Annotated in this window: 11 protein-coding genes; 5 read left to right on the top strand and 6 right to left on the bottom strand. The window is 67.8% G+C overall.

Features of this window, described 5'->3' with window-relative positions; translation table 11 throughout:
* Positions 1–64: 64 nt before the first annotated feature.
* Both G606_RS0104990 and G606_RS0104995 read right to left on the bottom strand, forming a co-directional pair.
* On the bottom strand, positions 65–577 hold the full coding sequence (locus G606_RS0104990; RefSeq protein WP_026645024.1) for a GNAT family N-acetyltransferase: 513 nt from the start codon (positions 575–577) through the stop codon (positions 65–67).
* Positions 578–724: 147 nt separating this feature from the next.
* Positions 725–3,910 (bottom strand): UPF0182 family membrane protein, encoded by a 3,186-nt coding sequence (locus G606_RS0104995; RefSeq protein WP_026645025.1) that lies wholly within the window; start codon positions 3,908–3,910, stop codon positions 725–727.
* A 264-nt stretch (positions 3,911–4,174) separates the two neighbouring features.
* Between G606_RS0104995 and G606_RS0105000 the strand changes: the two genes are divergently transcribed.
* Positions 4,175–5,536 carry a glycoside hydrolase family 3 N-terminal domain-containing protein gene (locus tag G606_RS0105000; protein WP_026645026.1) on the top strand — a complete coding sequence of 454 codons (1,362 nt, stop codon included), beginning with the start codon at positions 4,175–4,177 and terminating at the stop codon, positions 5,534–5,536.
* Positions 5,537–5,673: 137 nt separating this feature from the next.
* Here G606_RS0105000 and G606_RS0105005 read toward each other — a convergent pair whose 3' ends face one another.
* The 4 genes from G606_RS0105005 to G606_RS0105020 all read right to left on the bottom strand — a co-directional run bounded on the left by G606_RS0105005 (position 5,674) and on the right by G606_RS0105020 (position 9,200).
* Entirely contained in the window at positions 5,674–5,883 is a 210-nt protein-coding gene (locus tag G606_RS0105005) for a CstA-like transporter-associated (seleno)protein (protein ID WP_026645027.1), read from the bottom strand.
* Positions 5,880–8,312, bottom strand: a complete 2,433-nt coding sequence (locus G606_RS10005; protein WP_081664037.1) for a carbon starvation CstA family protein — start codon at positions 8,310–8,312, stop codon at positions 5,880–5,882. Before G606_RS10005 ends, G606_RS0105005 begins: the two co-directional genes overlap by 4 nt.
* Before the next feature lie 169 nt (positions 8,313–8,481).
* Entirely contained in the window at positions 8,482–8,628 is a 147-nt protein-coding gene (locus tag G606_RS10950) for a lipid transporter ATP-binding protein/permease (protein WP_081664039.1), read from the bottom strand.
* Positions 8,629–8,735: 107 nt separating this feature from the next.
* Entirely contained in the window at positions 8,736–9,200 is a 465-nt protein-coding gene (locus G606_RS0105020) for a nucleoside 2-deoxyribosyltransferase (protein WP_034523738.1), read from the bottom strand.
* 175 nt (positions 9,201–9,375) lie between these two features.
* Here G606_RS0105020 and G606_RS0105025 point away from each other — a divergent pair, with 175 nt between their 5' ends.
* From G606_RS0105025 to G606_RS11415, 4 genes are all read left to right on the top strand, one after another.
* The gene (locus G606_RS0105025; RefSeq protein WP_026645029.1) at positions 9,376–10,821 is read left to right on the top strand and encodes an aspartate ammonia-lyase; all 1,446 of its coding nucleotides are present in this window, start codon (positions 9,376–9,378) and stop codon (positions 10,819–10,821) included.
* Between the two features lie 129 nt (positions 10,822–10,950).
* Entirely contained in the window at positions 10,951–11,211 is a 261-nt protein-coding gene (locus G606_RS0105030) for a FeoA family protein (RefSeq protein ID WP_081664042.1), read from the top strand.
* Positions 11,212–11,269: 58 nt separating this feature from the next.
* Positions 11,270–13,330: a ferrous iron transport protein B gene (gene feoB / locus G606_RS0105035; protein WP_026645030.1), complete on the top strand. Its 2,061-nt coding sequence runs from the start codon at positions 11,270–11,272 to the stop codon at positions 13,328–13,330.
* The gene (locus G606_RS11415; protein ID WP_231371424.1) at positions 13,327–13,695 is read left to right on the top strand and encodes a hypothetical protein; all 369 of its coding nucleotides are present in this window, start codon (positions 13,327–13,329) and stop codon (positions 13,693–13,695) included. Before feoB ends, G606_RS11415 begins: the two co-directional genes overlap by 4 nt.
* The last annotated feature ends 32 nt before the right edge of the window (positions 13,696–13,727 follow it).

The raw sequence follows: 13,727 nt of genomic DNA on the forward strand, positions 1-13,727 counted from the left end.
TTGTGTTCTTGTGTTTCGTATTGTCTTCTGTTGGATCGCCGTCAGATCGTCCGGTCGCCGCGCCTCAGAGGTCGATGTACCAGTAGCTCATCCCGTGCAGCGTGTGCCGCGAATCGTAGGCCACGTCGGGCATCCAGCCGTAGCGGGTGAAGCCGAAGCGTTCGCACAGGCCCGTGGAGGCCGAATTGTCGGCGAAGATCGTCGTGCAGGCGCGCCGCATGCCACGCGCCGCGCATTCGTCAAGCAGCATGCGCATCGCGAAGGAACCCGCTCCCCTGCCGCGCGCGTCGTCGGCGATATAGTAGGCGAGGCTGCACACGCCGTCGTAGCCGGGACGGTGGTAGAACGCCGAGATCGCCGCGAAGCCGACGTCGCGGCGCGTGCCGTCCTCGTCGGTGGCGGTGATGACGAACACCGCGTAGGGATCGCGGTGCTTGTCGATCCACGCGTTGCGCTCCTCGTAGCCGACCGGTACGAGGTCGGTCGTGGATCCTCCCTCGACGATGGCTTCGTTGTAGACGTCGGTGACGACGCTCACATCCTCGTCGGTGGCCTGCCTGTAGCTGTAAGTGGTCATAACGTCATAGCATAGCCACGTCGCGGAATTCGCCGCCGTGCGCTTCGCCGAGCGACGCAAACCGGGGCGTCCCCGCCCGGTGCTGCCCATGCATGCACCGGGCGGGGACGCCCCGGTTGTGTTTGTTGTGGCTGATGCCGCTCAGTGTCAGCCTTCGAGCTCGATCGCCTTGCCGATCGCCTCCTCGAGGCGCTTCTGCGCCTCGCCATACGCGCTCCAGTCGCCGGACTTCATCGCCTTGTCCGAATCCTTAAGCGCCTTCGCAGCGTCGTCGAGTGCCGACTTGAGGGCCGGGTCCTGCGTCGTGCCGGACGACCCCGACGAATCCGACGACCCCGACGAGGAACCGGCATCCTGACCGGGCTTCGCGGCGTCGGAGCCGCCCGGAGACGCCGTGTTGTCCGCGTCGCCGGCCGATGCTCCCGAATCGCCGCCGAAGACCTGATCGAGCGCCGCGTCGAGCGTGTCGGCGAAACCGACCTTGTCGCCGAAGGCGACGAGGACCTTCTTGAGCAACGGGTAGCTCGTCTGGCCGGAGGACTTCACGTACACCGGCTCGACGTAGACGAGGCCGCCGCCGAGCGGCAGCGTGAGCAGGTTGCCGCGTTCGATCTGCGTCGAACCCGATTCGAGCAGGTTAAGCTCCTTGGAGACGTCCGCGTCGGCGTTGAAGTTGTTCTGCGCCTGACCCGGGCCCGGCACGTTCGAATCCTTCGGCAGCTCCTGCAGCCTGATCGTGCCGTAGTCGGGTCCCTTGACGCCCTTCGTGCGTCCCGCGTCCGAATCGACCGACAGGAAGCCGGTGAGGATCTCGCGCGTGCTCGCGCCCGCCGGGATGTAGGTGCTCGTCAGCGAGAACACCGGCTCCTTCGAACCGCCGGTCTTGAGCGTAAGATAGTACGGTGGCTGCAGCACGTCGTGCGCCTGCTGCGCCTTCGACTCGGTCGGGTCGACCGGCGTCTGCCAGAAGTCCTCGCCGGAGAAGAACTGGCTCGCCTGCGTCACATGGTACTTCGCGAGCAGTTGGCGCTGCACCTTGAAGATGCCTTCCGGATAGCGCATATGCGCCATCAGGTCGCCCGAGATCTCGGACATCGGATGGTAGTTCGCCGGGAAGATCGACTGCCACGCCTTGAGCACCGGGTCGGACTCGTCCCACGTGTACAGGTCCACCGAACCGTCGTAGGCGTCGACGGTCGCCTTGACCGAGTTGCGGATGTAGTTCGCGCGCTTCGAGCTCAGTCCGGCCACCGACGACGACGAGACCGTCGTCGAATCCTCGGTCGCTGACGCCAGATCGGTCATCTGCGAATACGGGTAGCGGTCAGAGGTCGTGTAGCCGTCGATGATCCACTTGACGCGCCCATCGACGACGGCCGGGTAGACGCGTCCGTCGAGCGTGAGGTACGGCGCGACCTTCGCGACGCGCTCCTTGGGCGAACGGTCGTAGAGGATCTGCGAATCGGCGTTGACGCGGTCGGAGAACAGGATCTGGTCGGAGCCGAAGCGGATCGAGTACAACAGGCGCGCCATGATGTTGCCGAGCCTGGGGCCGCCGTCGCCGTCGAAGGTCGTCGTCGCGCCCTCGGCGCCGGAGGTCGGATAGTCGAACTCCCACGACTTCGTGCCCTCCGGCGCGCCGACGATCGAGTATTCGGGCGCGTTCGGCGAGAAGTAGATGCGCGGCTCGTAGTGCTGCGTGTCGGTCAGGTATCCCTGCGTGGGGATGCCGTATTCGAAGAACTCCGGCTGGCCGTCGCGCGTCACGCGGTTGCCGTAGGCGGCGACGATGCCGTAGCCGTGTGTGTACACGGTGTGGTCGTTGACCCAGTTGCGGTTGTCGTTGCCGGACAGGTCCATCTCGCGCGCGGCGATGACGGTGTCCTGGTTGACGCCGTCGATGTCGTACTTGTCGACCGCCAGCGTGTCCGCGAAGGTGTAGTACTGCTTCATCTGCTGCAGCTGCTTGAAGGTCGGCGAGACGATCTGCGGGTCGAGCAGACGGATCTGCGCCGTCGTCTCGGTGTCCTGCTGCAGCGCGCCGGCCTCGGCCTTCGTCGTGGCCTTGTATTCCTCAGTCTTGACGTTGCCGAGCCCGTAGGCGGCGCGCGTCGCGTCGATGTTGCGCTGGATGTACGTCGATTCCATCTCCTGGGCGTTCGGGTTGACGCGGAAGCGCTGCAGCAGCGCCGGCCACAGCGACGACAGCAGCAGCGACAGCACGAGGCAGGATGCGATGGTGATCGCCGGGACGCGCCACTCCTTCCACGCGCTCGTCAGCGGCGCCGTCTTCGCCGAGGCGGCGTCGGTGAGCGCCGGCGAACGCATGAGCCACACGCCGAGCACGACGCCGGCGATCGCGGTGACGGCGGCGAGGATGAAGGTGATCGGGATCGACGCGTTGACCGCCGTGTAGGTCGCGCCGGTGATGCGGTCGCCTTCGGCGGTGAGCGTCGAGAAGACGGACAGCGCCTGGTTGACGGCCCACGAGCACATCCACGCCATCAGCCAGATCGCGATCTGGCGGCGCGCGCGACGCGTCATCGAGAAGATGCTGCGTCCGTGCTTCGGCATCGTGAAGCGGATGCCGCCCATCGCCACATGCGTGACGATCGAGAAGACGAGCGCGACGAACAGCAGCACCGACAGCGCGGACAGCAGCAGCGACAGGCCCGGCAGCACGAAGACGTAGAAACCGTTGTCGATGCCGAACTGCGGATCGGCAACGCCGAAGCGCTTGGCGTGGAACATGAGCAGGATCTGCGACCAGTTCGAGTTGAACCGCGAACCGAAGAGCAGCCCCGCGACGAGCGAGACGCCGACGGCGACGCGCCGGGCGTTCTTCGAGGAGACGCCGCGGCCGATCTCGATCGTGTCGCCGTTGATGCGGATCGTCGATCCGTCGGCGAAGTCGGGACGTGCGCGGATCGCGAGCGTCGCGGCGATGTAGGTGACGAGCACCATGAGCAGCGCGTAGACGATCCACACGCCGACGCGCGTGCCGAGCAGCGTCCAGACGACGCTCGAGAAGCCGAGCTGGTCGTACCACATGACGTCGGTCGCGAAGGACGCGATCGCGAAGAACAGGCCGACGACGACGGCGAGCGCGAGCACGACGCCGATGAGGATCTTATAGCCGCGGTTCGAGCCTCCTGACGGCGCGCGGCGCGTGATGCGCGGCGGTGCGGTCGGCGGCGTGCCCGAGGCGGCGTGGGCGTCCTCGCCGTCGGTCTCGATGTTGATCACGATCGGATCGTCGTTGGCGGCGTCGGAACGATGGGGGCGCTTATGCGGCCCTTGCCCGAACATGGGGCCGAAATCGAAGAAAGACATTCGACCAGTCTACAGAATCATGACGAAGAACCACAGGCCGATGCGTGAAGGATGCGTGAAAGGTGTGCGACATGTCCCGCCCGCGCGGCGGCCGGGTGCGCCGGGGACGTGCCGGGCCGCTTGCTAGACTGGGCTCATGGAACGCGCCGGCCGCTTCGGGCGCCGGCGCGCGACATCGTCAAGGGACATACGGCGTTCAGGGCATACATCGTTTCATTACAGACACACGGCGCGCGACACTTGCGGGCGGAAGGGGGCATGCACATGGCACAGCGCAACGGCAGGCACGGCAGGGACGAGGTCCGGGGACGCGCCGGACGCATCATGGCAATCGTCGTCACGGCGGTCGTCGCGCTCGCGCTCGCGTTGTCGGCCGCCGCCGTCGCCGGCGCACGCCACCGCGCCCGCATCGAGGCCTCCGCGTCGGCGAGCGCGACGAGCCCCTCCTCCACCACGCCCACGCAGCATCAGACGGCAGCCGCGAACAAGGACGGCACGCCAGCCAAGGATGATGCGACAAAGGACAACGCCGCGAACAAAGACGATGCAACGAAGGACGGCGACGCGAACAAGGATGGCAAGGACGACGCCGTCGTGCGCGCGCAGCGGATCGTCGACGCGATGAGCCCCGACGAGCGCGCCGCGCAGCTCGTCATGGCGCCGCTCGCAGCCGGCACCGACCCGTCGGCGCTCGCCTCGCTCATCGGCGACGACCATGTCGGCTCGGTCATCCTCATGGGCAACTGGTCGAACGGCGTTGACGGTGTGCGTCAGGCGACCGACGCGCTGCGCGGCTACGCCGGCGACGGCACGCCGATCCTCGTCGCCACCGATCAGGAGGGTGGCCTCGTGCAGCATCTGCAGGGTCCCGGCTTCGAGACGATGCCGAGCGCCTTCGAACAGGGGCGCCTCTCGACGGACGCGCTCAGGGAGGACAGCCGGCGCTGGGGCGGCCAGCTGCACGCCGCCGGCGTCGACGTCGACCTCGCCCCGTCGGTCGACACGGTGACGATCGACCGTGCCTCGAACGCGCCGATCGGCGCACTCGACCGCGACTTCGGCCTCGACGCGGACGGCGACGCGCGCCATGCGACCGCGTTCATCGAAGGCATGCGCGGCGCCGGCGTCGCAACGGCCGTCAAGCACTACCCCGGCCTCGGCTCAGTCACCGGCAACACCGATTTCACGGCCGACGGCATCGTCGACACGACGACCGACGCTGACGGCCCCGAGGTGGCCGCGTTCACGCAGGCGATCAGGAGCGGCCGTCCGGCGATGGTCATGATGTCGCTCGCCTCGTACACGAAGCTCGACCCGGGCGTGCCGGCGGCGTTCTCGCGGACGATCGTCACCGATCTGCTGCGCGGGCGCGGCGGCTACGACGGCGTCGTCATCTCCGATTCGCTGTCGGCGAGCGCCGTCGGCGACGTCGATCCGACGCAGCTGGGCGTACGGCTCGTCGAGGCCGGCGGCGACGTCGCCTGCATCAACGACCCGTCGTACACGGCGCCGATCCTTTCCGGCTTGCGCGCGCGGGCGTCCTCGGACGCGGCCTTCGCCGACAAGATCGCCGCGTCGGCGACGCGCGTCGTCGCGATGAAGATCCGTCTGGGCCTCATCCGCTGACGGCCGCAGAACGGGCGGCAGATACGGCCACGGACGCCGCCGGCTTGATGGATAGCTATACGAATATGCGCAAAGGCGCGGAAGACCAATCAGGTCTCCCGCGCCTTTGCGCATATTCGGTGTGTACGGCGACCGCGCTAGCAGCAGCAGCTCGTGTTCGGATGCTCGCGCTCGTGGCGTTCGCGCTCGCGCAGGAACTCGCGTTCACCCAGCGGCGTACGGTCGGGGTGCTCGCGGCGCATCCGTTCGACGTAGTGGTCGTAGCGCGCCTCGCCACTCAGCTCACGCAGATACCAGACGACGCCGCGCCACAACCGTGCGGCCCACGCGGCCGGGGCGCCCGTCATGCCGGTACCCCAACCGCCACACCGGCCAACGGACGCGCCTCGGCGTCATCGTCGAGATCCTCGTCGCGGCGTTCGTCGGCGCGCGCGGCCGTGCCGGTCATCAGCTCATATTCGGCGCGCGCCTTGCGTTCGAGCTTCGTGGCGAACAGTCCGGAGGGTGCGAACCACGACGATTCGACGAAGGGTTCCTCGCTCGTGAACTCGACGCCGTAGCGGCGCGAGCGCACGGTGGCGACGCACACCTTGAAGCCGACGGCGAGGAATGCCGTCATCATGACGAGGAAGAACACCGACAGCGCGCCGTCGAGGTACGCGTTCGACAACGAGGCGTGCGCGGCGGCGAGCGCAGCCGGGTCGAGCGCGCCGGAGTCGATCTTCGCGCGCCATGCGGAGGCGGCCGCGAAGTAGCCGAGCTGCGGGTCGAAGATCTTCTGGAAGTCGGCGGTGAAGGTGACGGCGACATCCCAGACGAGCGGGACGGCCGGTATCCACGCGTACTTCGTCAGGCCGGCCTTGACGACGCAGACGGTGACGAGCATCAGGCAGCCGGCGGCGAGCAGCTGGTTGGAGATGCCGAAGATCGGCACCATCGCGTTGATGCCGCCGTTGGCGTCGGCGACGCCCATGTAGAGCATCGTGCCCCATGCGGCGGTGGCGATGAAGGTCGTGATGAGGTTGCCGGGGCGCCATGTGGGGTCGGCGAAGCGGCGCAGCCTGCGCACGTTGCCGAGCAGGTCGCCGATCTGGTAGCGCGCGACGCGCGTGCCGTTGTCGACGGTCGTCAGGATGAACAGCGCCTCGAACATGATCGCGAAGTGGTACCAGAACGCCATCGTCCCCTCGCCGCCCAGATACGACTTGAGGAAGTTCGCCATGCCGATCGCGAAGGTCGTCGCGCCGCCGGTGCGCGAGACGATGCTCTCCTCGCCCACGTCATGCGCGGCCTGGGTCAGTGCCTCGGCGCCTTTGTAGGTGGTGCCGTGCGACTGCCATGTCACCTGCATCTGGTTGCCTTCGATGTCCTTGACGTCCATGTTTCCCACAGCGGCGACCGCGTTCTGCTCGGGCGAGGCGGAGGCTGAATACGCGGAGCCGGCGGCGGCTTCGATCTGCGGCGCGCTCATGTTGAGCGAGAAGTAGACGCCTTGGCTGATCGTGATCGCGGCGATGAGCGCGATGATCGCGGTGAACGATTCGACGAGCATCGAACCGTAGCCGATCATGCGGATCTGGTTCTCCTTCTCGACGGCCTTCGGCGTCAGGCCGGAGGATACGGCGCCGTGGAAGCCGGAGAGCGCGCCGCACGCGATCGTGATGAACAGGAACGGGAACAGGTTGCCGGAGAACGTGGGGCCGTCCGAGCGGGCCGCGAGCGTGCTGATGCCCGGCATGTCCACCTGCGGGTTCGCGATGACGATGCCGACGACGAGCAGCGCGAGCGTGCCGATCTTCATCAGCGTCGACAGGTAGTCGCGCGGCGTGACGAGCAGCCAGTGCGGCAGCGCGGCGGCGGCGAAGGAGTAGACGACGAGCGCGACGACGAGCTGCTTGGCGTCGAGTGTGAAGATCGGCGCGAGCGTCGGGTTGGAGGCGATCATGCCGCCACCGACGATCGCGGCGACGAGCAGCACGAAGCCGAGCGCCGTCGTCTCGATGACGCGGCCCGGGCGCAGGAAGCGCTCGTAGCAGCCCATGATCAGCGCGATCGGGATCGTCATGCCGAGGGAGAACACGGCCCACGGCGAGCTCGCCATCGCCTTGATCGCGACGAGCGCGAGGAAGGCCATTGCGATTGCGGTGACGACGACGAGGAAGACGGAGATGATGACGCCGCCGACCTTGCCCATCTCGTCGGTCGCCATCTGGCCGAAGGAGCGGCCGCGGCGCTTCGCCGAGATCCACAGCATCAGCATGTCCTGGACGGCGCCGGCGAAGATGACGCCGAGGATGATCCACAGCACGCTCGGCAGGTAGCCCATCTGCGCGGCAAGGATCGGGCCGACGAGCGGGCCGGCGCCGGAGATCGCGGCGAAATGCTGGCCGAACAGGACGCGACGGTCGGCGCGTTCGAAGTTCGCGCCGTCGTGGACGCGTTCGGCCGGCGTCGCGTTCGCGTCGTTGGTGCGCATGATCTTGATCTGGATGTAGTACGCGTAGAAGCGGTAGGCGATCGCGTACGAGCACAGCGCGACGACGAGGAACCAGACGGCGCTGATCCTCTCGCCGCGCGCGAGCGCGAGCACCGACCAGCCGATCGCGCAGGTGATCGCGACGAGCGCCCAGATGATCGCCTTGGGCCATGTCCAGACCATCTTCGGCCTAATGCCGATCGGAAGCCCGCGCGTATTGCGGATGACGCGCCGCTCCTCCTCGGGTGTGTACGCCGTCTGTGGCGCGGGTTGTGATGCCGCCGAAGCCGCGGTGTCCATCGTGTCTCCTTCTTGGGATGCCTCTCTCATAATGTGCGCCGGCCCGTCCGTGGGACGGCCGGCGCGGGCAACACAGTAGGGACCGTGGATTACGACATCTTCGGCGTTTCAGTATATGGTCAGATTTCGCTCATGGATGAACTCACCGACCACACTGACATCATCATCCTCACGCGAACTGCGACTCGTAGAGACGCGCGTAGGCGCCGCCCTGGGCAAGCAGCTCGTCGTGCGTGCCGTGCTCGATGATGTCGCCGTGCTCCATGTACAGGATGAGGTCGGCGTCGCCGCGCGCCGTCTGGGCGCGCTCGATCACATCGGCGCACGGCGGCTCATAGCGTGGGGGCGTCGTCCTTGTTCGTCATCGCACACGATGATATTCCGGGACGGCGCGGACCGGCCCGGAATATCTCAGCGGCTATCTCAGCACTGGTCGAGCTTGAGCGGCTTGACGCGGCCCGAATCGAGCAGACTCTCGAGATCGGCGGGGCCGTCGAGCACGGCGGTGGCCGCCTGGTCGACCATCAGGCTGATGCGGGCGTTCGGCAGGATGCCCTCGCAGTACGCGTACACCGGCTTGCCGAGCGCGTAAGCGTATCCCATCGCGAAGATCGTGCCCGGGTCCTTGTCATCGAAGTTCGCGATGAGCGCAGCGCAGTTGCCGATCGCGCGGATGCGGTCCTCGAAGACGGCCTGCGGGCCGTCGACGTTGACATCCATCGCGAAGCGCGGCAGATACAGGTTCTTGCCGCGGCTCTTGAGCACGCGCTCGAGGCGCTCCATGCTCTCGACCTGCTCGGCCGTCTCGTAGGGTCCGGCCACGTAGAAGTCGTAAATCGGCTTGGATGAGGTGAAATGCACGTTCTGATTGGTCTCAAAGTTGTCCATAGCCCCCATTGAAGCGCGCGCATGTTGCGACGCGCGGGCAATCGGCTGTAAGCAATATCGTCCTTGGCGCGTCCACATGCGCGAATCTAGAATGGATGGCCGTAAAAAGACGACGTAAGGAGCGCGGACGATGGGCGGACGACGGGACGAAGCCAACGACGGAGCCGGCAAGGACATGGGTGCGACGGCCGCGCGGGAGGTGCCGACGCGCGTCGAGCACGACTGCATCGGCGAGCTCAAAGTGCCCGAAGGCGTGTACTGGGGCATCCACACGCAGCGCGCGCTCGAGAACTTCACGGTCAGCGGCATCCCCGACTCCGCGCACGAAGCGCTCATCCGCGCCTACGCCATCGTCAAGCGCGCCTGCGCGATCGCGAACGCGGAGCTCGGGCTGCTCGACGCGCGCAAGGCGAAGGCGATCGAACAGGCCTGCGAGGAGATCGAGGACGGCGCACTCGCCGACCAGTTCCCCGTCGACGTGCTGCAGGGCGGCGCCGGCACGAGCCTGAACATGAACATGAACGAGGTCATCGCCAACCGCGCGCTCGAGATCTGCGGGCGTCCGCGCGGCGACTACGCGTACATCCATCCCAACGACGACGTCAACCGTTCGCAGTCGACGAACGACACCTACCCGGCCGCCTGCAAGCTCGCGATCTGCGGCGGCCTGACGCCGCTCGCCGCCGCCGCGCGGCGCCTGCGCGACGCGTTCCACGCGCTGGCCGACCGCCACGCCGACGATGTGACGATCGGACGCACGCAGCTGCAGGACGCCGTCCCGATGACCTTCGGCCAGGAGTTCCACGCCTGGGCGTCGTTCCTCAAGTTCGACCTGCAGGCGATGGATGCGCTCGTCGACCAGCTGTGCGACCTCAACCTCGGCGCGACGGCGATCGGCACCGGCGTGTGCGCGGACCTGCGTTTCCGCGAACGGGCGACGCGTACGCTCGCACGGCTGACCGGACTGCCGGTGCACGCCGCGACCGATCCGGTCGCCTCGGTCACCGACATGAGCGCCTACATCGCCGCGAGCGCCTGTCTGAAGAACCTCGCGATTCATCTGAAGAAGGCCGCCGACGACCTGCGGCTGCTCAACTCGGGCCCGCGCTGCGGCTTCGAGGACCTCAAGGTGCCGGCGCGTCAGGCGGGTTCGTCGATCATGCCGGGCAAGGTGAACCCGGTCATCCCCGAATGCGTCGACCAGTGCTGCTTCGTCATCTTCGGCATGGATGTGACCGTCAACTGGGCGGCCGCCGAAGGCCAGCTGCAGCTCAACGCCTTCGATCCGGTGATCATCCACGAGATCCTCACCGGCATGACGCTCGCGATCAACGCGATGGACATGTTCCGCACGAAATGCGTCGACGGCATCCGCGTCAACGTCGAACGCGGACGTCTGCACGCCGAGCAGTCGCCGTCGATCGCGGCGGCGCTCAACGACGCGGTCGGCTACGAGCGTGCGATGGGGCTCGCGAAGGACGCGATGGCCGAGGGCATCACGGTGCGTGAGGCGGCCAGGGAGCACACCGACCTGCCGGACGGCGAGATCGACCGTCTGCTCGACGTCGTCGCGCTCAGCCGCGGCCTCGGGCAGACCTGCCGCACGCCCGGCGCGGACTGATTCCGCCTCGTCGGAGCCTCTCCGGGCCCCGCACGCCGTGGACGGCGTGCGGGGCCCTTGTCGCTTCCGTCCCGTTTTCCGTCTCGGAACTATTGACTTTCCCCACGATCGTCATAACAATGTGCGCTTATGGACACCTCTTCCCCACTGACCATTTCCCCACTGACCGTCGAGAACTGCCCGCCGAACGAGGACATGGCGATCACGGCCGTCGGCGTCGACGAACGCCACCGCTTCCGCATGCTCGAGCTGGGGCTGCGCGCCGGCACCGTCATCCGCGTCGTGCAGCGCGCGAACTTCGGCGGCCGCGTCGTCGCGAAGGGCACCGAGCGCATCGCGCTCGACGGGCGCACCGCCTCGCTCATCGCCGTCACGCCCGCCGCCGACTGACCGGCGCGCGACGGTCTCCGTCCTCTTTCTCCTCCTGAACCACATCCAAGGACCGACCATGACCTCAGACCATCACGACCACCCACGCGGACTGGCGGCGCTGCTGCCCGCGCGCCGCCACGACGACCATGGCACCGGCGCCGCCCGCCGCGGCGCACGCCCCTGCTGCGACGTCGGCGGCCGGCGCGTGGCGCACGACGGCATGCCGCGCATCGTCTTCATCGGCAACCCGAACGTCGGCAAGTCGTCGCTGTTCAACGCGATCCTCGGCGCGAAGACACGCGTCATGAACGCGCCCGGCACGACGGTGCTGCTCGAGGAGGGCGTCTACACGCACGACAGCGCGCGCTGGGACCTCATCGACACGCCGGGCACCTATTCGCTGCTGCCGCTCTCGCCGGACGAGGAGGTTGCTGCGAAGGCGGTCATGGGACTGGGCGGCGACGGCGAGCCGGACATGGTCGTCACCGTCGTCGACGCGACGAACATCTCGCGCGCGCTCTACTTCCTCGCCACGGTCCTCGAACTGGGGCACCCGACCGTCGTCGCGCTGACGATGAACGATCTCGCCGCCCGGCAGGGCGCGCGCGTCGACCCGGCCCAGCTGTCGCGCGCGCTCGACGGCGTGCCGGTCGTCGAGGTCAACGGACGCACCGGCGCCGGCGCGGCGGCGCTGATGGACGCCGTCGGCGTGCATCTGTCCGGCACGCCGATGCCGCACGGCCTGACGCAGGTGCATGTCGGCGACGTCGACGTGCGCGACTGGGTCGAGGGCGGCGCTGATGCGCGCTTCGACTGGGCCGCCGACGTGCTCGCACAGCTCGACATGCATGCGCGCGATCGCGTCACCGTCTCCGACCGCATCGACCGCGTGCTGCTCAACCCGGTGTTCGGCGTCGTCGCCTTCCTGCTGCTCATGCTCGGCGTGTTCGAGGCGACGACGACGCTCGCCGGCCCCGCGCAGGACTGGATCGACGGCACCGTGCGCGGCTGGCTCGTCTCCGGCGTCGACTGGCTCTTCGCGCTCTTCGGCCCCGGCGCCGCCGATTCGTGGTTCCATTCGCTCGTCGTCGACGGCATCGTCGACGGCATCGTCACGATCGGCACGTTCATTCCGCCGATGGGCATCATGTTCATCCTGCTGAGCTTGCTCGAGGATTCCGGATACCTCGCGCGCGCCGCCTTCGTCATGGACCGCACGATGCGCTGCATGGGCCTCGACGGCCGCGCATTCCTGCCGATCGTCATCGGCTTCGGCTGCAACCTGCCGGCGCTCGCCGCCACGCGCACGCTGCCTGATTCGCGTCAACGCGTCCTCGTCGGCATGCTCGTGCCGTTCTCGAGCTGCACGGCGCGCCTGAGCGTCTACCTTGTGCTCGCCTACGCGTTCTTCCGCGAGCAGGCCGGCCTCGTCGTCTTTCTGATGTACGTGTGCTCGATCGTGCTCATCCTGCTCGTCGGCATCCTGCTGCGACGCGTGCGTTTCACCGACATGCGTTCCGAACCCTTCGCGATGAGCCTGCCGCCCTATCAAGTGCCGCGCCTCGTGACGCTCGCGCGCGGCGTGCTCATGCGGCTGTGGGGGTTCGTGCGCGGCGCGAGCACGATCATCGTCTCGATGCTCGTCGTCATGTGGCTGCTGCAGGCGATCCCGGCGACGGCCACGGCCGGCTCCTTCGCGAAGGTCGACGACGTGCATGATTCCGTCTACGGCGTCGTCGCCGACCGCGTCGCCCCGGTCTTCGCGCCCGCCGGCTTCGACGACTGGCATGCCTCGGCGGCGCTGATGACCGGATTCGTCGCCAAGGAGGTCGTCGTCGCGTCGATGGCGCAGTCCTACAGCATCGACACCGGCGACGAGGACGAGCAGCAGCAGGGCGAAGGCTCGCTCGGCGCCGCGATGCGCGCCTCCTTCGACGAAAGCTCGCACGGCCACGGGCGCGCCGCCGCGATCGCGTTCATGCTGTTCACGCTCGCGTACACGCCGTGCCTGGCGACGGTCGCCGAACTCAAACGGCAGTATTCGACGCGCATCGCGATGGAGTCGATCGGACTCGGCCTCATCGTCGCCTACATCCTCGCCGTCGTCGCGTTCCAGACGCTCAGGTGGCTGCTGTGAGCGGCTTCAGGCGCACCGGGGGCGCCGACGCGCGCGATGCACGACGCGCGGACGACAGACGCAAGCAGGGCACGCGCACGCATGTCGTCGACGACGTCGTCGCCGATCTCAAGGCCGGCAAAAGCGTCGCGCGCTGCGCCGATGAACGCGGCCTGCCGCGCGACTTCGTCGAACAGATCGTCGAACATGCGCGCACGCGCGGCATGATCGACGTCGTCGACCTGACGGCCGCCTGCTCGATCGGCGCGTGCGAGCCGTCCCCCGATTCAATCGTCTGCGCAAGCTGCCCGCTGCGGCCGGCCGCGGCCGGCGCGGGCCGTTCGATCGCCGCACGCATCAGGGCGCGCATGCGATCGCATGCATAGACCACATCCGTTGCCCCGAGCGTGGAAAATCG

It is taken from the genome of Bifidobacterium sp. AGR2158 (assembly GCF_000424225.1).
GTDB lineage: Bacteria > Actinomycetota > Actinomycetes > Actinomycetales > Bifidobacteriaceae > Bifidobacterium > Bifidobacterium anseris.

Coding starts and splice junctions, on each gene's coding strand:
- G606_RS0104990 (WP_026645024.1), bottom strand. CDS start 577: ATGACCACTTACAGCTACAGGCAGGCCACCGACGAGGATGTGAGCGTC.
- G606_RS0104995 (WP_026645025.1), bottom strand. CDS start 3,910: ATGTCTTTCTTCGATTTCGGCCCCATGTTCGGGCAAGGGCCGCATAAG.
- G606_RS0105000 (WP_026645026.1), top strand. CDS start 4,175: ATGGCACAGCGCAACGGCAGGCACGGCAGGGACGAGGTCCGGGGACGC.
- G606_RS0105005 (WP_026645027.1), bottom strand. CDS start 5,883: ATGACGGGCGCCCCGGCCGCGTGGGCCGCACGGTTGTGGCGCGGCGTC.
- G606_RS10005 (WP_081664037.1), bottom strand. CDS start 8,312: ATGGACACCGCGGCTTCGGCGGCATCACAACCCGCGCCACAGACGGCG.
- G606_RS0105020 (WP_034523738.1), bottom strand. CDS start 9,200: ATGGACAACTTTGAGACCAATCAGAACGTGCATTTCACCTCATCCAAG.
- G606_RS0105025 (WP_026645029.1), top strand. CDS start 9,376: ATGGGTGCGACGGCCGCGCGGGAGGTGCCGACGCGCGTCGAGCACGAC.
- G606_RS0105030 (WP_081664042.1), top strand. CDS start 10,951: ATGGACACCTCTTCCCCACTGACCATTTCCCCACTGACCGTCGAGAAC.
- feoB (WP_026645030.1), top strand. CDS start 11,270: ATGACCTCAGACCATCACGACCACCCACGCGGACTGGCGGCGCTGCTG.